This is a genomic window from Rhodococcus sp. C-2 (assembly GCF_027854095.1).
Classification (GTDB): domain Bacteria; phylum Actinomycetota; class Actinomycetes; order Mycobacteriales; family Mycobacteriaceae; genus Rhodococcus_F; species Rhodococcus_F qingshengii.
The window spans coordinates 83083-102578 of sequence record NZ_JAQGFI010000016.1 but is presented as its reverse complement, the minus strand read 5'-3'; the positions used below and the strand labels follow the sequence as shown (position 1 = coordinate 102578).

Sequence of the window (19496 nt, the reverse complement as noted above, 5' to 3'; positions counted from 1 at the left end):
AGTTCGCAGAGATGGACTGCTTCCCTGCTGACAGCGCTCCGGCTCCCTCCTCGCTCCGAGTCAGGTCACACGGATTGCGGACGCTGAATCTCACGTTCGGACCCGCGCGAGGATTCGACCAGCAGCGACACGACGACCAGGATGAATCCACAGGTGAGGTAGGTATCGGCAAGATTGAAGGTGGGCCACCAGCCGGTGTGGAAGTAGTCGGTGACCTTCCCGTCGAGGGCTCGGTCGACCACGTTGGAGGCAGCTCCGGCGACAATCAGAGCGAAACCGATCACAGCCACCCCACGACTTTGCGGGACACTCCGCCAGGCGTATACGGCGATTCCCATGGTGGCGAGAGCGGTAAAGGCGATGATGACGGCACTCGGCAGCTGATTACCCAGACTGAAGGCGACACCACTGTTGTATGCCAGCCTCAAACTGACGACGCCCAGATCCATCTCGTTGACCCCGGACAGGTGCTTCCGCGCAACGGGCTCAATCGTCAGGGCGACGACGACCGAAATCAGCGCCGTCGTAGCGAAGAGAATTCGTCTCTTGTGATGGGCGGATTTGTCGTTCGTGGTCACCTCGTTGGTACTCACCACGGAAGCTCCTGGCAACGCCCGTCACCCGCGGCGGGTTCTACCTGCAGGGTCGCGTGAACGAGATTGAACTGGGTGGCCAACAGATCCTGGGCAGCAGCGAGAACCTTGGTCGGATCGGACTCCTCGTCGATCGTCAGATGCGCCGACGCAACTTCCATGCCCGATGTGAGCGTCCAGATGTGAAGGTCGTGGGCGTCCTTGACCCCGGGGATCCCCTGCAAGGCTTGCGTCACCTCGGTGATGCTCACGCCGGCGGGGGCGTGCTGGAGCAGGATCCGCAGGGCATGGCGGCCGAGATTGTAGGCACGCGGTAGGACGAACAAGCCGATCGCAACACCGATCACCGGATCCGCGTACCGCCATCCGAAGATCAGTGTGACCAATCCGCTGATCAGGACTCCAACGGACCCGAGCATGTCAGCCATGACCTCGAGATAGGCGCCCCGGACGTTGATGCTTTCCTTCGCCCCGCTGCGAAGGAGCAAGAATGCCGCGATGTTCATCACGAGGCCGACGACAGCGACAATGCTCACCGGGAGTCCAGGGACCTCAGGCGGATCGGAAAGTCGACCGAGAGCTTCGTAGAGAACCCATCCGGCGACACCGAACAGGAGTAGGGCATTGAACAAGGCAGCGAACACCTCCGCCCGGTACATACCGAACGTGCGATCCGGGCGCGATCGCGCTCTTTGCGCAAGCAAGATAGCGGTCAATGCCATGAGGATGCCGAACACATCGGTGAAGACGTGTGCGGAGTCGGAGAGCAGGGCGAGCGATGACGTGGACAACCCCACGATGACTTGCGTGACGAACGTGACCAGACCGAGCCCGACGGCTATCCATAATTTGCGGACATGTTTACCCGATGCACTCGCAGCTTGTTCCGCAACGCCGTGCCCATGGCCGTGACCCATCTCGATATGCCCTTCTCGCCTATGACTGGAGCGTCGTATTCTCATATGCGCATATTTGCCAACGAGAGAGTTTCAGTAAACCCTGGCTGAAGCACCCATGCAACTATCCGTCATAGTATTTTGGTCCGGAGCGCCGATCGCGCGGGCGAGATCCACAATGCTGAGAGGTCCACCCGCAAATGATCGAAACCGAACCGTCCGGCGCCGATACCCTCGTCGTCGGACGACCCATACGGAAAGTATTGGGATGGGGTGTCATAGCTGCAATCACTGCGGCGGCATTGGCGCGCGCATCAACTTCCGAGGCGCTGCGATTGCTCGGACTTCCAGATCCGGGGCCCTTGACGATTTACGGACTCCCGGCGGTGATGGCGTTCGGCGAGGTTGCCGCCGTGATGACCGTAGGCAGTCTACTTTTGGCTGCCGTTCTCGTTCCGCCTCAAGCCTCAGGTGTACTCGATGTCGACGGATATCTGGCGCTACGAACCGCAAGCGTCGCCGCCGCTATCTGGGCGGTATGCGCGGCGCTGCTCGTTCCACTCACCCTCTCGGACAGTTCAGGCCAACCTCTCTCCGTCGTGTTCGCCGATCCAGGGCTGTTCGCTCGCGCGATTTCGGACATCGATGTCACAACTGCATGGGCATGGACCGCAGGGCTCGCACTCGTGCTCGCGATTGCGTGTCGTCTGACCCTGCGATATTCGTGGACACCGTTACTTCTCGCATTCGCTTTGTTCAGCCTGCTCCCCAGGGCATTGTCGGGTCACTCCTCTTCGGGTGGATCCCACGACATCGCCACGAACAGTTTGGTTCTGCATATCCTCGCGGCGTCGATTTGGATGGGAGGAATAGCGGCTCTCGTGTTGCATGCCCGCAGAAAGGGGAGCTATCTCGACTTCGCCGCGCGCCGCTTCTCGGCCGTGGCACTCATGGCGTTCGTCGTCATAGCGATCAGCGGTGTGGTCAACGCTGCCGTGCGGGTGCCGCTCACCGCGGTGTGGAGTAGCACCTACGGTGTCTTGATTCTTGCCAAAGTCGCCGCCTTGGTCCTCACCGGACTGGCAGGTTGGCGCCAACGGAAAATCGCGATCGCCGAACTGACGAAGGATCCTAGCGACGGTCGCACCTTCATTCGTCTGGCAGTGGTGGAGTCGGTGGTTCTCGCAGTAACCGTCGGTATCGCCGTCGCCCTGGGCCGCACGCCGCCCCCGGCGCCCACGGAGCGACAGGATCCGAGCAGAGTCGAGGAGGTGCTCGGGTATGCGCTCGATGGCGTACCGACTGCGGGCCGCTTGCTCGTCGACTGGCGATTCGATCTCATTTTCGGAACTCTCGCCGTGGTGTTGGCTGCGTGCTACGTCGTCGGCGTTTTTCGCCTCCGACAGCAGGGCGTGCAGTGGTCGACGTTCCGATCGGTCAGCTGGGCTCTGGGGTGCCTGGTGTTGCTTGTCGCAACATCATCGGGAGTGGGTAGGTATGCACCTGCAGTGATGAGTATGCATATGGCGGCAACGTCCGCCGTGGCGGTCCTTGCTCCACTCTGTCTGGTCCTGGGCGCCCCGTTCACGCTGTTCAGGCTCTCCGTTCGGCGATCGTCCGGAGATGCGCCGGGGCTGAGGGAATGGGCGCAAAGCGTGTACAGAGGCTCCTGGTTCCGATTCATGTCCCAGCCCTATGTGATTGCTGTGATTTTCGCCGGAGCCCTGCCTCTCCTTTACCTGGGAGGGATGTACAGCGCTGTCGCCGGCTCGCACGTCCCCCACCTGGTGATCAACGGAATCCTGCTGATCTGCGGTTTCATGTTCTTCTGGGTCATGGTCGGCGTCGATCCCTTGCCGAGACGAGCGAGCGCCGCGATCAGGACGGCCCTGCTCCTTGCGGCGTTCTTGGCCTACGGGGGCCTCGCAGCAGCACTGATCACCACTGACGCGGTGATTGCCGATCAGTACTTCACATCGTTGCAGCGCGGCTGGCTCGACGACCTCGCACGAGATCAACGGTTCGGTGCCGGACTGATACTCGCGATCGGAGCAATACCCCTGGCAATCGCGACAGGGCTTCTCCTCAACGCGTGCTGCTCGCCGAGATGTCATCGCGCGGCAGATGAGTAGGAGAAGGTGCATTTGCAGCGGGGCGTCTCGTCGAGATTCTGAATTTTGTCAACGCTCGCCCAAAAACTATGCGAAATAGTAGTACGCTGTCTGGGACCGTCACCATTCTGTGACCTTCCGCGACGCAAGGAATGCGATCTTGGCCCGACACCGCAAGCCCGACACCGACGATCTCGACTGCCCACTTCGGGAAAGTAGCTTTTTCGACACGCCACGCAGCGATCGCGACCTGCCAGTCGACACGATGTACATCTCCACCGCATCTGCAGTCGACCGTGAATCCGTCGCTGCAAGCGTTCAGGCGCGACGCGGCGGCGCTCATCGCCGACAGTCCCGCAATCGTCCTGGTGGACGGGCTTTGGTTCTCTCTGTCGCCACCGGCGCTTTGCTTGCCGCCGGCACATCCGCCTCACATGCATCGACAGGGAGCGTCAGTGTTCCCGTCGAGCTCGACCAGCAACCGTTGGCACCTCTCGAGCAGGCGCTGGCATCGGCTCCGGAAATTCTCCAGGTTCCCAAACTGGCCGAGCTGGGGAGGCTGGCCGAACAGTTGGCTCGAGGCACCGAACGCGACACCGATCGCGCTTCGAGAGAGGCAGCTGCACGCCAACCGCTGACGATGGCTCCTGTCAGCGGAACATTGACGTCGAACTACGGACCGCGTTGGGGGTCGACTCATTACGGGTTGGACATTGCCAATGAGATCGGTACACCTATCGTGTCCGTCACCGACGGCACGGTACTCGAGTCCGGACCTGCGTCCGGTTTCGGACTGTGGGTCCGTATCCTGCAGGATGACGGGACAATCGGGGTCTTCGGACACATCAACGAGACTCTGGTAACCGCGGGTCAAAAGGTGCGTGCCGGAGAATTGATTGCGACGGTAGGAAACAGGGGACAATCAACAGGGCCACATCTGCATTACGAGGTGTGGCAGGCAGACGGCCAGAAGGTCGATCCCATGGCATGGTTGGACGCGCGTGGGGTACAGATCCAGCCTCCGGCCGTCAGTGACTGACGCAATCGACGATTTCCGAAGGGGGAAGGAAGATGAAGAGACTCGGCGGGCTCGAATCCGAAGTGATGGATCTCCTGTGGGATGCAGAAGAGCCGCAGTCTGTGCGGGATCTGGTCGACCGCTTCGAGGGCGGCGCCCCGAAGGCATACACCACGATCTTGACCGTCGTGACGCACCTTCACGAAAAAGGGTGGGTGCAGAGGGAAAAACGAAGCCGCGCATACATCTATTCGCCATCGCGTAGCCGCGATGAAGCGACCTCACTGGCCATGCGCGAATTACTCGACAACAGCAATGACTCTGTTTCAGCGCTTCTGCACTTCGCGCAAAACGTCTCCGATGACGAATACGAGGCACTGCGGCGAGCACTGGATCACGGCAAGGTTCGGTAGATGACTCTCGCCGCAGTCCTCCTTCTCGGGGCCGTGCTCATCGGAGCGTTCATGCCCAAGGTTTTGCGGCGTTTCGAATCGACCACTCTGGCTCCTGCAGCGATTCTCGCGGCATGGATCGGCAGCATCGTGGGTCTGGGATTCCTTGCCGTATCGGCAGTAGTGATCCTTCTGTGGCCGAGCCATGCACCAGCGGAAGGGCTCTCCGAGGCCCTTGTGCGATGCTTCACTGCCTTCCAACACGCGATGGCCCCCTGGATCGGGGAAGCGCTCGCTGTCGGCGGAGTTGCGGTTACCGCGCTCATCGCCGTTCGCAGCTTGTTCTTGGCTCATCGGCAACATAAGGGCCGAGCCAAGGTCCGCGACTACCACCGTGATGTCGTATCGATCATCGCCCGCGCAGATCCGGCATCGGATGACGTTCTCTGGCTTGATCATCCGATGCCGATGGCCTACAGCGTCGCTGGACGGCCGGGATTCGTCGTAGCGACCAAAGGTCTCTCCGATTGCTTGACTGCATCCGAGCGTGAAGCGGTGATCGCCCACGAGCGGGCACACTTGCGAGGTCACCATCACCGAATCATCAATGTGTGTGAAGTCTTCGCGAAGGCGCTGCCGGTGATCCCGCTGTTCAAAGCGGCTCCCGCTGCGGTGCGGCGGCTGGTCGAGCTCGCTGCCGATGATCGGGCCGCACAGGCCACCAGCCCCGATGCCGTCAGGTCGGCGTTGCGCGTGGTGGCGACGTCGCCGCTACCTCAGCCGGTGTGGACTCTCGGGCTCGGTGACGACGAGATCTCGGTGCGCTTGGTCAGGCTGCAGACGGATTCCCGGATTCGCGGCACCAAACTGGTCTGCATCTCTGCTGCGATGCTCCCGATGATCGTTCCCGTCATCGCCGCGTTGACCACCATGGTCGTCTTCTCTGCGTCCGCTCATGCCCTCGTGACCTGACGGCAGTCGGAAAGGGTGGCCGAGGCGCCACCCGGACCCAAAAACTATGCAACGTAGTATTTGGGTTATGCTTCTGTCGCACACTCTATTTGCGTCTCGACAGGAAGCGGGCTGACTATGACCGCAATTGCATCACCCCCGATCCCCGCCCGGCCGTACCCCGCGCGACGGGCGCCGAAGGGATCGGTGCTGCGGAACCTTGTGACGACGACCGATCACAAGACGCTCGGCTTGATGTATTTGGTGACTTCGTTCGCGTTCTTCCTCATCGGCGGGCTCATGGCGCTGATCATGCGCAGCGAACTGGCGATTCCGGGCATGCAATTCCTGTCGAACGAGCAGTACAACCAACTCTTCACCATGCACGGCACGATCATGCTGCTGCTGTACGCGACGCCGGTGGTGTTCGGATTCGCCAATTTCGTTCTCCCCCTGCAGATCGGTGCGCCGGATGTCGCCTTCCCGCGACTGAACGCGTTCAGCTACTGGCTCTACCTTTTCGGTGCTCTCATCGCTACGGGCGGGTTCGTCACTCCCGGAGGTGCCGCAGATTTCGGCTGGACGGCCTACACGCCTCTGAGTTCGGCAGTCAGCTCACCTGGGGTCGGTGCGGATCTGTGGATTGTGGGGCTTCTCGTCTCCGGTCTCGGCACGATTCTCGGCGCGGTCAACATGATCACCACCATTGTCTGCTTACGCGCTCCCGGTATGACGATGTTCCGCATGCCGATCTTCACGTGGAACATCTTCATCACCTCTGTCTTGATTCTGTTGGCCTTCCCGCTGTTGACCGCCGCACTCTTCGCACTGCTTTACGACCGTCGCCTCGGTGGCAACATCTTCGACCCCGCGAATGGCGGAGTCCTGCTGTGGCAGCACCTGTTCTGGTTCTTCGGCCACCCCGAGGTCTACATCATCGCGCTGCCCTTCTTCGGTATCGTCTCGGAGATATTTCCGGTCTTCAGCCGCAAACCGATCTTCGGCTACAGCGGCCTGGTCTACGCGACGCTCGGTATCGCGGCGCTGTCGATCGCAGTGTGGGCGCATCACATGTACGCGACGGGCGCGGTTCTCCTGCCGTACTTCTCGTTCATGACGTTCCTGATCGCCGTGCCGACGGGTGTGAAGATCTTCAACTGGATCGGCACGATGTGGAAGGGACACCTGACGTTCGAGTCACCGATGCTGTTCTCTCTCGGATTCTTGATCACCTTCCTCTTCGGTGGTCTGTCCGGTGTGCTGCTGGCGAGCCCTCCGCTGGATTTTCAGGTCACGGATACTTACTTCGTGGTCGCCCACTTCCACTACGTGGTTTTCGGTACGGTCGTGTTCGCGACGTACGCCGGTATCTACTTCTGGTTCCCGAAGATGACCGGTCGCATGATGGACGAGCGCCTTGGCAAGTGGCACTTTTGGACCACGTTCGTCGGCTTTCACATGACGTTCCTCGTTCAGCACTGGCTCGGTGCCGAGGGTATGCCGCGTCGTTACGCCGACTACCTACCCGCGGACGGGTTCACCACACTCAATACAGTCTCGACCATCGGTTCCTTCATTCTCGGAGCCTCCACTCTCCCGTTCATCTGGAACGTCTTCAAGAGCTACCGATTCGGCGAAGTGGTCACTGTCGACGATCCGTGGGGCTACGGAAACTCGCTGGAGTGGGCAACGACCTGCCCGCCGCCGCGTCACAACTTCACCGAGTTGCCGCGCATCCGCAGCGAGCGTCCGGCCTTCGAGTTGCATTACCCGCACATGGTTGCTCGGATGCGAGCAGAAGCACACGTCGGGGCCGGTCACCGGCCGGAGACGAGTTCATCAGAATCGGAGAAGGTACTTACCGCATCCACGTCCGATGATGACGAGAAGAATTAGCTCGGCGGCCATACCGATGGGAAAGTCAATGTCAACACGAACAATGCCGGTGGTCATCGTCCCGGCAACAGATACCGCTGCCGCCCTACTCACGGACTGGTTGATTCGAGACGTACTGCCGACCGCTCTCGACGGCGGCGTGGCGAACCATGCTGGTGCCCGGTTGCGGACTTTGCCACCGGTATCTCGTCGCCACATCCGGCACCCCCGCAAACTTCGGGTTCACACCCGTCGAGTCAGCGAAGTAATCGCCGCAATCGAGAATCATCTCCAGACCGGAGCGGATTTCGTTGACGCAGAGCGGACCTTCATGCGTTCCACCACTGTCCTTCCAGACCCCGTGCTGAACGCCGCGGCCAGTATCAGTGGCGCAGTGATGGATATCGGGAGTTCCGCGGCGGCATTGGCGAATCGTGCCCTCCTTCTCGTTCCGACGACAATCGAGTCGTCGGAAGCGGCGCTCTCGACGCAATCGAGGGTAACCGAATCCTATTACGCCCTCCTTGCGCGGCTGTGGCACAGAGATTTTCACGCGAGTATCGTGATTCCGCAGACCGAACCCTGAGCGCTCCTCGCTTCGGTGTGCTGTCACGAGGGGGGCACACCGAAGCGAGATTATTCGCGCTCTCGACGCCGATTCTCAGTCGTACGGCGTGGAGACCAACGAGCAATCAGGCGGCAAGGCAAAGAGAGTCGCTACTTCTTCGGAGGAATCGCTCTCTTTGCCGCAAGCGCAGCCCTCCGGATCTGGCTGGTCAGTTTTCCACCGGTCTTGGCTTCGGCAGACGCGGCGGTTTTGTCGATCGCGTTTTCGATCTTGTCTGCGTTCTTCGAGGCAGCCTCCTTGCCCTTGTCGACTAGCGCTTTCGCTGCACCCATGAATTTCATATTCGTCTCCTTCTCCTGGCCTCATCGCCCTCTACTCGGGAGGGTTGCGGATCTAAAAACTAAGATCCATAGTAGTTGAGTTGAAGGTTGACTGATCGTGCAACAGTTGGCCGAGTGCGACGGCGTTGGCAGATTTTCGTGGGACTCGTCAGACCAGTGTCGACCAGTAGTCCCAGAATGCGCTGAGAATCATGCTCGCGACGGACACGATCCAGATAGTAAGCACGAGAGTGTGTTTCTCGGTGCCGACGGTCACGATTCGCGAGGAGGTCGACGCGCTACGAGCACCTAGATGCAAAATGGCATACCAGAGGGCTGTCATCGTCACCACCCACACGACCATGCAGTATGGGCACAGTGCCTGGATTCTGTACAGGCTTTGGAAAATCAGCCAGTGAACCAGCACCGCTCCGGTGAGCAAGCCGATGACGATACAGCGCCAATACCACTGAGGTAGTGCCTTTGCGGCGGTGAGGGTCACGATTCCCGTGGTCAGTAGGACGGTGAACCCGACTATACCGAGGATCGAATTCGGGAAACCGAAGATCGAGGCTTGTGGAGAACTCATCACCGATCCACAACTGAGGACGGGGTTGATGCTGCAGGACGGGCGATATGAGGGATCCGCGAGAAGCTGAAACTTCTCGATAGTCAGTATCAGAGACGCCGCCAAGCCGAGAGCGCCTGCTGCAGTGAGAATCCATCCGACGACATAGGGGGAGCACACTTTCGGGGCCGAGTCGACAGTCGGAGGTATACCAGTGTCGACGTGGGCACCGCGTGCTCCCGTTGATGTCATTGGGCCAGCGCTGCGTCGATGCGAGCGGTGAGATCGTCATATGTCGGCATGGACGGCAACTGGACGCCGTTGAGGAACAGCGTCGGTGTGCCCTGCACGCCCAGGTCGATACCTTCGTTGAAGTCCCCTTCGACACGCTCTGCGACTGCGGGATCATTCATATCTGCTTCGAAGGTCGCCATGTCGAGTCCCAGATCCTGGGCGAACGTACGGAAGAGGGCTACTTGAGATTCGGACGACTCGCCCCACTGGGTCTGCGTGTCGTACATTCGCTGGTACATCTCCACGAACTTCCCTTGCCTGGACGACGCTTCGACGACTCGCGCCGCGAGTCGACTGTTCGTGTGACTGGGAATGGGGAAGTACCGTACACCGAACGTGATGCGGTCAGCGTACTCAGCACGTATCCGCTCCATCGTCGGATACATCGCCAGGCATGCCTCGCACTCGAAGTCGAGGAATTCGACCAGAACGACATCGTTGTCCGGCGCAGAGGAAAGTAGATGCGTGTCGTCGCGAAGAACCGATGCGTCCGAAGCGCTGGCGCTGTTTGTCTCCCTCCCGCTGCGGTTGCCGAGCAACAGCGCGCCGAGGACGACAGCGAAGACAGCTATCAGGGCTATCGAGAATTTCGCGTTGGTGGTCAACTTCATGGATCCGCCTACCTGGTCGGTGTTCGTCGATGCGTGCAACCTTCCGGCCACCACACAGCCCTGAATACTATGCAACATAGTAGTCGGAGGTATTGTCTCAGCGAAGTGCGGTGTGCATCGATCGCCGGACTCCGCACCTCGATGGTGTGAGCCGAGTAGGAGGAACAGATTTTGAGGCGTGCAATGGTTGTGCTGCTGGTGGCTGCGGGGTGTGCGCTCATAAGCGCAGGCACCGCGCAAGCACACAGTGCACTGGTCGGATCGACTCCATCCGCCGACGCAGTTCTCGACACTGCGCCGAGTTCGGTGGAATTGGTTTTCAATCAGGAGATTCAGACGAGTTTCGCGAACGTGACCGTCAGTGCGGCCGACGGGACGCAGGTCGGAGCCGGGGAGCCGTCGGTGCAGGGAGAGCGCGTTTCTCTCGTGACGACCGGTCAGATGTCGTCTGGCACTTACACCGTTGGTTACCGGGTGATCTCTGAGGACGGACACCCGATCACGGGGTCGTACTCCTTCACCTTGAACGCGGCGAAGAACAATGCGGCGCCGCTTCCCGGAGGTGCAACACCTCCGGCAACTGTTGCGCCGTCGGCGGCGACCGCCGATGCCGACTCCGACGACGGATCCCCACTGTTGTTGCCGATTCTCGGTGGCGCAGTGGCAATCCTGTTCGTGATCGGGATGGTCATCGTTCTCCGCGGAGACAAGCGCTCGAAGCGCTGAGATGTTACAACACAGTACGAGCGGGGAGGGACCACGTAGGTGATGGACTGGATACGTTTACCCGAGGCCGTGCCTTCGTTCGGAGCAATGGTGGGGTGGGCGCCGCAGCCGCTCCCGGTCCTACCACTGATCGGAGTCCTACTGGCAGCGTGGTATGGCTGGGGTGTCTACCGGGTGACGTCTTCCGGTCGGGTGTGGCCGTGGACGAGGACGGCCAGCTTCCTCTTCGGCTGTATATTGCTGATCCTGGTCACGGGGCTCGCCGTCGAGGGCTACGGGTACGAACTCTTCAGTATCTGGATGTTCCAGCATTTGACCTTGTCGATGGCGATTCCACCACTGCTCGTTCTCGGCAGCCCAGGTCTTCTCCTGCTGCGCTCCACCCCTCACACAGGGTGGGGAATTCCGATCCTCAAGCTGGCATTGACGGCACTCAGAAGCCGGACGGCGAAGATTCTGCTACACCCCGGCGTCACGATTCCACTGTTCCTGTTCAGCTACTACGGCATCTACCTCTCGCCGGTATTCGACCTGGTGGCGTCGTCCTGGGTCGGTCACACAGGCCTGGAGCTCTTCTTCCTGGCCACTGGAGTGTTGTTCATCGTTCCGGTGCTCTCATCTGGGCCGTTGCCCGTCAAGCAAAGCAACCTGGGTCGATGTTTCGACCTCTTCGTCGAAATGCCTCTCCATGTTTTCATCGGCGTGATCCTGATGATGGCAACCTCGCCACTCCTGAGTACCTTCACCAATCCGCCGGCGTCCTGGAACGTCGATCTGATGGCCGATCAACAAATGGCGGGGGCTTTGGCATGGTCGTACGGAGAACCCGTCGCGTTGATCATCATGGTGGTTTTCGCGATGAGGTGGAATCGCGACGAGACCCGCACCAACGCCGCCGTCGACAAAAAGGCCGCCAGGGACGGTGACGTCGACCTCGAGGCCTACAACGAATTCCTCAAAACCCTTCCCCGTCGATGACTGCTCTCGGCATCTCGATGATCGGGTTCGGCGGATGCGACGGTGTGTGAGATGAGTGGTCAGTTCATCGGGATCGGTTGGGCACCTCTCACTGCGAGCAGTTCTCGCAATGCGGTCGATTCGGCCTGCTGTGTAGCGGCGATCTGTCGAGCAAGATTTGTCACGACGGGGAGATCGGCATTGTCAGCGGCGTATTGGGCCATCGGAATTCCCCCTTGATGGTGGCGCAACAGTAATTGCAAATAGCGAATCTCAAATGCCGGTCCGGTCAGGGTGCGTAGTTCCGCGAGTTCGGCGGGAGAAGCCATTCCCGGCATCGCGACTGATTCAGTTACGCCGGAATCACTTTGTCCGGTGCTCATGCCGGGCATCGAGTGATTCATCGCCGAGGAAGTTGAGGGCATCCACTCCATATACTCGCCCGTGCTCCGGGCGGGTCGATCCCAGATGGACAGCCACCCCTGCATCATTCCTATCTGACTTTGCTGAGTAGTGACGACGTCGTACGCGAGCGTACGGATAGCGGGGTCGGCAGTGTTCACCAATGCGAGGGACGACATCTCGACCGCTTGCCCGTGGTGAACCGACATGTCCTGCGCGAAGCCGACCTCCACTGCGCCGACGGCTGGGACCCCCTGCGAGGTGTTCTCGATCCGCCCCTTTGCCCACAGGCCGATGATGATTCCGATCAACAGAGCGATGACAATACCGACCACCAACACTGCGGCCGGCGTGGCATGGCGTTTGCCCGATGAATCGGATACCGACTCGGATTGAATCGATACCGCCTCGTGTTCAACCATTTTCGCGACTCCTCGTGATCGCCGGCGCAGGTGGGGTCGTTGCTGCGGGAAGACCAGTGGCTGACTGCTCCGACGCTGCGGGAATCGCGTCAGGGCCTGGCGGAGATGCGTCGAAGGGGAAAGGAGCGTTCGGGTCGAATCCTCCCGGGACCGTTGCACAGCTGGCACCGGCCTCTGGATGGGTGTTCGGGTTCTGTTTGAGGGCGGTGATGAATTTTGCGATACGGGGGTCGTCGACGCTGTCGACTTTGAGTTGGTGCCCCCACGACTGAATCGAAACGGGGGAATCGATGCCAGGGAACGGTGACATCAGGGAATACGGCTTACCGTTGACTTGGGAGGTAAGGGCGTCGACGTCGGACGGATTCAACGAGTCGGGGTTGTAGGCAATCCAGACCGCACCGTGCTCGAGTGAATGCACCGCATTCTCAGTGCGTATCGGCTCCGGGTAGACGATGCCTGTGCATGTCGCCCAGTACTGATCGTGCGCTCCTCCCAAGGGGGGAGTTTGATCGTATGCAACGCGCTGAGGCGCTTGAATATGATTGCCGGCCGCGTATTCGATTTCGGTTACCCCTTCGATGGACAGCGAGGGGTCCGGGTTGTCCGCGCTCGGAGCGTATTTTTGTGCTTCGGTCCTCTCGATGGCCTTGGGCACCATGTTGTAGGCGATGACCGAGACCAGGCCGGCGATAATCAGGACTGCGATCGATATCGACCACGGAAAACTTCGGCCACCGGGCACCCCACCGCCGCGGGGGCGGGGTGTGTTCTTCTTGCGGTTCTTCGACATTGGTGGACTCGTTCCCTTGCGCGCTGGCACCGACACTGAATTACTATCAATCATAGTAATTCATGGTTTCGTTCTTCTGCCGAGACAGAAGCGGTACGCGCCCCCGAAGAGAGATGCGGCAGCGAGAGAAAGGACGATCACCGCCAGGGCGATCTCGGGAACCGCGCCCAGACGTGTTGCCGGTGTGAGATCGGAACGCAGGGCGATCTCGTCGGTCAATGCCTGTGCTGTGAAGATCTCGCTCTGTTGGCGTACCTCTCCCGTCGGCGTGATGATCGCACTGACACCGCTGGTCGCGGCGATCAACACAGTGCGACCGTGCTCGACTGCCCGCACCCGCGACATGGCCAATTGCTGAAAGGTCATCTCCGTCCGGCCGAAGGTCGCATTGTTGGTGGGAACCGCGATGACGGTGGCTCCCGCCTGGACCGACTCGGTCACCAGATCGTCGAAGGCCACCTCGTAACACGTGGCAACAGCTACCTGAACTCCGTTGAGGTCGACGACACCGTTCCCATTCCCGGCAACGAAATTGCCCGCAGAATCGGCGTACGACGACACTGCACGAATGATCGGTCGGAGCGGCAGGTACTCCCCGAACGGCACGAGTTGTCGTTTGATGTGTTGCTGGCCAGGGCCATCCGTGGGATCCCACACCATGACACTGTTGATCGATGTGCTCGCTTCACCTACGAGAACCGTACCGACCAGGATTGGTGCCCCGATCGAACGGGCTGCTCGGTCCAGTCGCTCTGCCGCATCCCGATTCACCAAAGGATCTATATCCGAAGCATTTTCGGGCCAGATAACAAGCCGTGGCCGGGCTGCGCGACCCGCCGCGACATCGGCAGCGAGCTGCTCGGTGCGGGCAACATGATTATCGAGCACCGCTCGGCGTTGGGCGTTGAAATCGAGGCCGAGTCGCGGCACGTTGCCCTGAACGACGGCAGCAGTGACGACCTCGTCAGGGGCGGCACCGGGAGAACTTGTCACCAATGCACTCACAAAGATGAGGACGACGGCAACGCCACCCTTCGCCAATGCTTGCCATCGAACACGGGAGGGTCCGGCCAGTGACCAGGCGATGAGAGTTCCGGTCAGTGCAGTCACGAAGGAAAGACCTGGCGCCCCTGCGATCGAAGCCAACGGCAGCAGCGGACTGTCCGCCTGCCCGAAGGCCAAACGCCCCCACGGGAAACCGCCGAACGGAATTCGGCTACGAAGTGCTTCGGCGGTGACCCATGCACCCGCAATCCACACCGGGGAAAGGGGAGCGCGACCGACGGCCACTGCCAGTACGCCGAACACGCCGAACGCGAGCGCTTCAATCGCCGCCAACGCCAACCAAGGCGTTGCACCGACATACGCTCCGACCCACGGCAGCAAGGGAACGAAGAATCCCAGTCCCGCGGCATAGCCGAATCCGAAACCCGCACGGAGACTGCGACCCTGGAGAACGGCGGTCAGCAGGGCGATGGCGACAGGGGCCAGAAACCACAGCGTGCGCGGCGGAAAACTGAGAAATAGCAGCCACCCAGCGCCCACCGAAAGCGCGAGACGCAAAGCGTTCCCACCGTAAAGCCGTTTGGGGCGACCACTCTTCAGGCATGCATCGAGTTCACCGTCGGCAGTGAGTGCACGTTCGGACGAAGGGACCCTCACAGGCCCGCTCCCGTAGAAGGAGAACTGTGCTGGTCCGTCCACAATTTCTCACAAAGATCGTCGAATTCGCCGCCCCACCCTGCATGATCGGTCCTCGCGAGGCCTCCGAGTTCGAGATCGACCTGCTCCGGTGCTGCCCCCGGGCGTAAACGGATCCACACGCGCCGCCTCCTGATCACGAGCGAGGTCAGAAGTCCGAGCATCATCGTGATCGCAAAGACGAGAACCCACTGTTGCGCAGGGTCGTACGACACCTGTAGATTGGCGAATTCCTTGGCCCCGTCGAACCGAACCTGTGTTCCGTCAGAGAGAGTCCGCGTCTCTCCCGGTCGAAGGTTCACACGATCTTGTTTGACCAGCCTTCCTTGGTTGATCATCTCCGTATTCAACGAGAAGATCGATTGCGGAATGCCGGTATCCAGACCCGTATCGCCCTTGTAGATGTCGATCGCGACCGCAGGATCACGTGCGTCGGGAAACGACGAAGTCAGGAGCGTCCCACTGAAGGCCGCGGTCGGCGCGAAGAGTCCCTCGATGGCAATCTGATTCTTCCGGCGCTCGTTCGGATCGGGGAACGAACCGCCGGGTGGATCGAAACGCAACGCCCCACTGCTGAGAAACGTCACCGCGTCGTCCGGTTGAAACTGCATTGTCTCGGTACGGGACTGGCCATCGGGGAAAGTGACGGTGAACTGCGGCGCGTACCCGTGGCCGGTCAGATAGACGCGGGCGCCATCGGTACGCAACGGTTCGTTGACTCGAAGACGGTAGTCCTTCCACGTATTGGTCGCGATGTCCTGCCCGCTCTGGTATGAGATGTTGGAGGTGAACATTTCGGCCTGACCAGTATCGAGATAGTCCGCGGAAAAATCGTTGACCTTGATGCAGAACGGTGCGAGACCAGTTCCGTCAGTTGCACTTCCAGCGCGAAATGAGTCGTACACAGCGGGTGAGGTGTTGCAGAATCCAGGACCACCGTCGGCAATGACGATGACCGAACCCTCGTACCCCACCAGCTTGCCGATGGCGACGGTGACGAGCAACCCGATCAACGAGAAGTGGAAAACCAGATTCCCGGCCTCGCGCAGATATCCCTTCTCCGCCGAAACCGATACTCCGGAATCATTTTCGGGATTGACTGCGATGCGCCAACCCTTGAGAGACCGGCGCACTCTCGTCAAGGCCTCGTCGTGAGAGATATCTACCTCGCCGCGGAAATGGTGCGGCAACCGGGACAGATTCCGAGGTGCCCGCACAGGCTGGCTCCTGAGTGCGCCGAGATGCGCCCGCAAGCGTGGAAACAGGCAGCCGATGAGAGAGAGAAACAGGAGAACGTAGATTGCGGTGAACCAGAAACTGGAAAAGACGTCGAACAACTCCAGCTTGTCGAACAGTGGGCCAAGGGTTGGTTGGGCCGCAATGTACTGGGACACTTTCTGCACGTTGAGATTTCGCTGAGGCAGCATTGCTCCGGGGAGTGCTGCCAGCGCCAAGAGGAACAGGAGCACGAGCGCGGTACTCATCGACGTCAATCTGCGCCAGTACTGGCGCAGCATTCGAATGCTTTCTCGGATAATCAGTCTCGGGAGGCGACGGATGCGAGCTCCCGTGGGGACACTCTCTGTCATATCGGCAACACGACCGAACTGACAAACTCGTTGCGCAACCAGCCGATGAACACGCCCCACACACCGGTGACCAGTGCCAGACCGACAGCGACGAGCATTATTCCGCCGACGATCTGAATCGTTCGTGAATGGCGTTTGAGCCATCCGACGCCTCGGAGCGCTTTCACCGACCCGAACGCCAGCACGATAAACGGTAATCCAAGTCCTAGACAGTAGGCGACGATCAGCAGCACCCCGCGCGCTGCCGTCGTGCCTTGAGTTCCGGCCGCCACCGAAAGAACCCCTGCGAGAGTGGGGCCGAGACATGGTGTCCAGCCCAACGCGAACACGCCCCCCAACAAAGGTGCGCCGGCAAGGGAGGAGATTCGTCGCGGCGCGAATCGTGCGTCTTTCTGCAGGGCAGGAATAAGGCCGATGAATGTCAACCCCATCACGATGGTGATCACCCCGCCCACACGTTGGAGCAGCGCTTCGTTGATGCGCAGGGTGCTGATCACGCCGAATACCGATGCGGTGGCGAAAACGAACACCACCGTGAATCCCGCGACGAACATCGTTGCCGCGCCTGTCACCCGCCATCTGCCTGCTGCGGGTCTCGTGGTCGCGTCTTCAGGGGTCACCGCCGGAGAATCAGCTCCGGAAATGCCGGCTAGATACGACAGGTATCCGGGAACCAGTGGCACCACGCACGGTGAGGCGAAAGAGACCAGACCGGCCAAAACGCACGCCGCTACGGCGAGCAGCAACGGACCGCTCGAGGCGGCGGTCTGGAAGCTGGACCCGATGCCTTGGGCAAAGTCGTTCACCGTTCGGCCGCCACACGCTCGATGACAGGCTGTAGATCCTCAGTGAGAAGTGCACGAAGGAACACTGCGGCGACGCGATGCTGACGATCCAACACCAACGTGGAGGGAATCACGCTCGTCGGATAGTTTCCGCCGAGCGCTATCAAGGTCCTCATCGACGGGTCGTAGATCGAGGGGTAGCTCACGTTGTTGTCGACGACGAAGTCCTGAGCTTTGTCACGTTGAGGATCTCGAACATTGATCCCGAGAAACTGAACGCCGAGGTCTTTGGTTGCTTCGTAGGCGCGTTCGAGATCGTCGGCCTCGGAGCGGCATGGGGCGCACCATTGTCCCCACAGATTGATCACGACGATCTGATCTGCGTAGTCAGTCAGTGAGATATCGTTACCGTCGGTCATAAGGTCAGGCCCGGCCAATGCGCCGATTCTATTTCGCGACTCGGGTGGGTCGTACAAGATATCGGTTTGCCCCCCAGGCGAGACGAAATCGAAGTTCGCACCCGAAGCGACCGCGTCGGTACCGCTCGCGCACCCACTTGCGGCGACGACCACCGCGGTGAGGATAGCAATGAGTGAGAGGGGATGGGCATGCGCTCGGGGGGTGCGGTGCATCCGTTGTCGCGTGGGTGTGGGGACTGTCATTTCATCAACTCACTTACGGCGGAGCGTATTTGGTCCGTGTTTTCGAAAACCATGGGGGCTGTGACCTGGTCGACGGACCCGTCACGTTGGACGAGGAAGCTCAGCGGCAGAACTGGCGGCGCCGACAGTGCAATTCCGACGTCGTCGATGGCGGCGAACGAGGGATAGCGCACGCCGGCGTCCGTGAGAAGTGCTAGTGCTGCTGACATGTCGTCCTGGACATTGACGCCGACCACACGGATGGCGCCGGGGCTGCCTGCGTAATCGTTCAGAACCGGGATCTCCGATCGACACGGCCCACACCACGAAGCCCAGAGATTGATCAAGGTGGGTTCCCCGGACAGCGCTGCGCCGAGGTCGACTTCAGTGCTCTCGCCAAGACACGTCGCTTTGATTCCCCGGAGTTTTCCGTTCACGGGCGGTGCCGCCGGGGCCGCAGGGCAGGAAACCTTCGCTGCTGCGGTCGCAGATGTGAAGCTCGGGTCGAGAGCTTCGCCGTCGTCTTGGGATGCGGCCGGGGGCATTTGCGGTCGGGTTGGGGAGTGGGATTCGGTTGGTTCGGATCGAGGCCAGATTGCCACGACAAGGAGGGCGATCACGGCCAAGAAGAACATGAGCCATCGCGACCGTGCCTGCATACACTTCCTCCAAGTATGGTGCGGCGAATCGGGGAACAACACTGAACTACTATTGTGCATAGTAGCTATATTGGTTCTTCCACCGGCCCTCGCTCAGCAGCGGCAGGGGCCCGAGTCCAACTATTGAATCGAGCACTGTGAAACGTCAATCCGCCCCGGAGGGTCGTCCCAGCTCGTCGGCCCGCCCCGAAATTCCAGCACTGGATTCACATCAAGGGCCGCCGACGCGAATGACACGAATCGCACGGTCGAAGCTTGTGCGATTGATGGTGTACTACACCGCAGCTCGACTCGCCCTGATCGCTGGGCTCGCAGTGATCGTCATGGGAATCAACGCCGTATTCGACCTCGAAATCCCCGGCGCTTTGTCACTGTTCGGGGCCTTGCTGCTCGGATTCGCCATCTCTGCGATCGCATTCCGATCGTTGCGACGCCGGATCAACGACGAGGTGATGGTCGTAGATGAGAGGCGTCGCGCGTCGCGCACCGCGTGAAGAAGTTTCCCGCGGCCACGCCGGCATAGATGAAGCCTCCTTCATCCCCCGGTGTCACCCGGGAAGGGGCTAGGTCGCGGCGATCGCTGCTGCCGAAGCCGAATTCGGAGCAGCAGTCAACGACTGTCCA

21 protein-coding genes are annotated in these 19496 nt (G+C 60.5%); 9 read left to right on the top strand and 12 right to left on the bottom strand.

Features of this window, described 5'->3' with window-relative positions:
• Positions 1–65 precede the first annotated feature (65 nt).
• Positions 66–593, bottom strand: a complete 528-nt coding sequence (gene lspA, locus PCS43_RS28690; RefSeq protein WP_047270588.1) for a signal peptidase II — start codon at positions 591–593, stop codon at positions 66–68.
• Positions 590–1510, bottom strand: a complete 921-nt coding sequence (locus PCS43_RS28685) for a cation diffusion facilitator family transporter (RefSeq protein ID WP_003944635.1) — start codon at positions 1508–1510, stop codon at positions 590–592. The genes lspA and PCS43_RS28685 overlap by 4 nt, the downstream gene beginning before the upstream one ends.
• Positions 1511–1689: 179 nt before the next feature.
• Here PCS43_RS28685 and PCS43_RS28680 point away from each other — a divergent pair, with 179 nt between their 5' ends.
• The 6 genes from PCS43_RS28680 to PCS43_RS28655 all read left to right on the top strand — a co-directional run bounded on the left by PCS43_RS28680 (position 1690) and on the right by PCS43_RS28655 (position 8422).
• Positions 1690–3621: a bifunctional copper resistance protein CopD/cytochrome c oxidase assembly protein gene (locus PCS43_RS28680; RefSeq protein WP_047270589.1), complete on the top strand. Its 1932-nt coding sequence runs from the start codon at positions 1690–1692 to the stop codon at positions 3619–3621.
• A 244-nt stretch (positions 3622–3865) separates the two neighbouring features.
• Entirely contained in the window at positions 3866–4639 is a 774-nt protein-coding gene (locus PCS43_RS28675) for a M23 family metallopeptidase (RefSeq protein WP_358344645.1), read from the top strand.
• Positions 4640–4671: 32 nt separating this feature from the next.
• Positions 4672–5031 carry a BlaI/MecI/CopY family transcriptional regulator gene (locus PCS43_RS28670; RefSeq protein ID WP_003944627.1) on the top strand — a complete coding sequence of 120 codons (360 nt, stop codon included), beginning with the start codon at positions 4672–4674 and terminating at the stop codon, positions 5029–5031.
• A complete protein-coding gene (locus tag PCS43_RS28665) occupies positions 5032–5982 on the top strand; it encodes a M56 family metallopeptidase (RefSeq protein WP_047270591.1) in 951 nt (316 codons plus the stop codon).
• A gap of 117 nt (positions 5983–6099) precedes the next feature.
• Positions 6100–7857, top strand: coding sequence for an aa3-type cytochrome oxidase subunit I (gene ctaD / locus PCS43_RS28660; protein ID WP_047270592.1), 1758 nt, complete (start codon positions 6100–6102; stop codon positions 7855–7857).
• Between the two features lie 28 nt (positions 7858–7885).
• Positions 7886–8422 carry a hypothetical protein gene (locus PCS43_RS28655; RefSeq protein ID WP_223304456.1) on the top strand — a complete coding sequence of 179 codons (537 nt, stop codon included), beginning with the start codon at positions 7886–7888 and terminating at the stop codon, positions 8420–8422.
• Positions 8423–8553: 131 nt separating this feature from the next.
• On the opposite strand, the gene PCS43_RS28650 is transcribed toward PCS43_RS28655, so the two are convergent.
• The 3 genes from PCS43_RS28650 to PCS43_RS28640 form a co-directional block, all read right to left on the bottom strand.
• Positions 8554–8745, bottom strand: coding sequence for an antitoxin (locus tag PCS43_RS28650; protein WP_047270593.1), 192 nt, complete (start codon positions 8743–8745; stop codon positions 8554–8556).
• Positions 8746–8893: 148 nt separating this feature from the next.
• On the bottom strand, positions 8894–9544 hold the full coding sequence (locus PCS43_RS28645; protein ID WP_052959927.1) for a vitamin K epoxide reductase family protein: 651 nt from the start codon (positions 9542–9544) through the stop codon (positions 8894–8896).
• Positions 9541–10197 carry a DsbA family protein gene (locus PCS43_RS28640; RefSeq protein ID WP_047270652.1) on the bottom strand — a complete coding sequence of 219 codons (657 nt, stop codon included), beginning with the start codon at positions 10195–10197 and terminating at the stop codon, positions 9541–9543. The genes PCS43_RS28645 and PCS43_RS28640 overlap by 4 nt, the downstream gene beginning before the upstream one ends.
• A gap of 183 nt (positions 10198–10380) precedes the next feature.
• Here PCS43_RS28640 and PCS43_RS28635 point away from each other — a divergent pair, with 183 nt between their 5' ends.
• Both PCS43_RS28635 and PCS43_RS28630 read left to right on the top strand, forming a co-directional pair.
• Positions 10381–10923, top strand: a complete 543-nt coding sequence (locus tag PCS43_RS28635) for a copper resistance CopC family protein (RefSeq protein WP_223304457.1) — start codon at positions 10381–10383, stop codon at positions 10921–10923.
• Between the two features lie 42 nt (positions 10924–10965).
• Positions 10966–11901 carry a cytochrome c oxidase assembly protein gene (locus PCS43_RS28630; protein ID WP_054827426.1) on the top strand — a complete coding sequence of 312 codons (936 nt, stop codon included), beginning with the start codon at positions 10966–10968 and terminating at the stop codon, positions 11899–11901.
• A gap of 59 nt (positions 11902–11960) precedes the next feature.
• On the opposite strand, the gene PCS43_RS28625 is transcribed toward PCS43_RS28630, so the two are convergent.
• Genes PCS43_RS28625 through PCS43_RS28595 form a run of 7 tightly spaced genes read right to left on the bottom strand, consistent with a single transcriptional unit; the run spans position 11961 to position 18758 of the window.
• Positions 11961–12704 carry a DUF305 domain-containing protein gene (locus tag PCS43_RS28625; RefSeq protein WP_047270597.1) on the bottom strand — a complete coding sequence of 248 codons (744 nt, stop codon included), beginning with the start codon at positions 12702–12704 and terminating at the stop codon, positions 11961–11963.
• A complete protein-coding gene (locus PCS43_RS28620; RefSeq protein ID WP_047270598.1) occupies positions 12697–13497 on the bottom strand; it encodes a DUF3105 domain-containing protein in 801 nt (266 codons plus the stop codon). Before PCS43_RS28620 ends, PCS43_RS28625 begins: the two co-directional genes overlap by 8 nt.
• A 60-nt stretch (positions 13498–13557) precedes the next feature.
• Complete coding sequence (gene lnt, locus PCS43_RS28615) at positions 13558–15159, bottom strand: apolipoprotein N-acyltransferase (RefSeq protein ID WP_054827437.1); 1602 nt, start codon at positions 15157–15159, stop codon at positions 13558–13560.
• Positions 15156–16787: a cytochrome c biogenesis protein ResB gene (locus tag PCS43_RS28610; protein WP_054827427.1), complete on the bottom strand. Its 1632-nt coding sequence runs from the start codon at positions 16785–16787 to the stop codon at positions 15156–15158. The genes lnt and PCS43_RS28610 overlap by 4 nt, the downstream gene beginning before the upstream one ends.
• Positions 16784–17593 (bottom strand): cytochrome c biogenesis CcdA family protein, encoded by an 810-nt coding sequence (locus PCS43_RS28605; RefSeq protein WP_047270602.1) that lies wholly within the window; start codon positions 17591–17593, stop codon positions 16784–16786. The genes PCS43_RS28610 and PCS43_RS28605 overlap by 4 nt, the downstream gene beginning before the upstream one ends.
• Positions 17590–18204, bottom strand: a complete 615-nt coding sequence (locus PCS43_RS28600; protein WP_047270604.1) for a TlpA disulfide reductase family protein — start codon at positions 18202–18204, stop codon at positions 17590–17592. The genes PCS43_RS28605 and PCS43_RS28600 overlap by 4 nt, the downstream gene beginning before the upstream one ends.
• Positions 18205–18230: 26 nt before the next feature.
• The gene (locus tag PCS43_RS28595) at positions 18231–18758 is read right to left on the bottom strand and encodes a TlpA family protein disulfide reductase (protein WP_442971568.1); all 528 of its coding nucleotides are present in this window, start codon (positions 18756–18758) and stop codon (positions 18231–18233) included.
• A 344-nt stretch (positions 18759–19102) separates the two neighbouring features.
• Between PCS43_RS28595 and PCS43_RS28590 the strand changes: the two genes are divergently transcribed.
• Positions 19103–19366 (top strand): DUF4229 domain-containing protein, encoded by a 264-nt coding sequence (locus PCS43_RS28590; protein WP_080961187.1) that lies wholly within the window; start codon positions 19103–19105, stop codon positions 19364–19366.
• Positions 19367–19496 lie beyond the last annotated feature (130 nt).

Coding starts and splice junctions, on each gene's coding strand:
- PCS43_RS28685 (WP_003944635.1), bottom strand. CDS start 1,510: ATGGGTCACGGCCATGGGCACGGCGTTGCGGAACAAGCTGCGAGTGCA.
- PCS43_RS28680 (WP_047270589.1), top strand. CDS start 1,690: ATGATCGAAACCGAACCGTCCGGCGCCGATACCCTCGTCGTCGGACGA.
- PCS43_RS28675 (WP_358344645.1), top strand. CDS start 3,866: ATGTACATCTCCACCGCATCTGCAGTCGACCGTGAATCCGTCGCTGCA.
- PCS43_RS28670 (WP_003944627.1), top strand. CDS start 4,672: ATGAAGAGACTCGGCGGGCTCGAATCCGAAGTGATGGATCTCCTGTGG.
- PCS43_RS28665 (WP_047270591.1), top strand. CDS start 5,032: ATGACTCTCGCCGCAGTCCTCCTTCTCGGGGCCGTGCTCATCGGAGCG.
- ctaD (WP_047270592.1), top strand. CDS start 6,100: ATGACCGCAATTGCATCACCCCCGATCCCCGCCCGGCCGTACCCCGCG.
- PCS43_RS28655 (WP_223304456.1), top strand. CDS start 7,886: ATGTCAACACGAACAATGCCGGTGGTCATCGTCCCGGCAACAGATACC.
- PCS43_RS28650 (WP_047270593.1), bottom strand. CDS start 8,745: ATGAAATTCATGGGTGCAGCGAAAGCGCTAGTCGACAAGGGCAAGGAG.
- PCS43_RS28645 (WP_052959927.1), bottom strand. CDS start 9,544: ATGACATCAACGGGAGCACGCGGTGCCCACGTCGACACTGGTATACCT.
- PCS43_RS28640 (WP_047270652.1), bottom strand. CDS start 10,197: ATGAAGTTGACCACCAACGCGAAATTCTCGATAGCCCTGATAGCTGTC.
- PCS43_RS28635 (WP_223304457.1), top strand. CDS start 10,381: ATGGTTGTGCTGCTGGTGGCTGCGGGGTGTGCGCTCATAAGCGCAGGC.
- PCS43_RS28630 (WP_054827426.1), top strand. CDS start 10,966: ATGGACTGGATACGTTTACCCGAGGCCGTGCCTTCGTTCGGAGCAATG.
- PCS43_RS28625 (WP_047270597.1), bottom strand. CDS start 12,704: ATGGTTGAACACGAGGCGGTATCGATTCAATCCGAGTCGGTATCCGAT.
- PCS43_RS28620 (WP_047270598.1), bottom strand. CDS start 13,497: ATGTCGAAGAACCGCAAGAAGAACACACCCCGCCCCCGCGGCGGTGGG.
- PCS43_RS28610 (WP_054827427.1), bottom strand. CDS start 16,787: ATGACAGAGAGTGTCCCCACGGGAGCTCGCATCCGTCGCCTCCCGAGA.
- PCS43_RS28600 (WP_047270604.1), bottom strand. CDS start 18,204: ATGCACCGCACCCCCCGAGCGCATGCCCATCCCCTCTCACTCATTGCT.
- PCS43_RS28595 (WP_442971568.1), bottom strand. CDS start 18,758: ATGCCCCCGGCCGCATCCCAAGACGACGGCGAAGCTCTCGACCCGAGC.
- PCS43_RS28590 (WP_080961187.1), top strand. CDS start 19,103: ATGACACGAATCGCACGGTCGAAGCTTGTGCGATTGATGGTGTACTAC.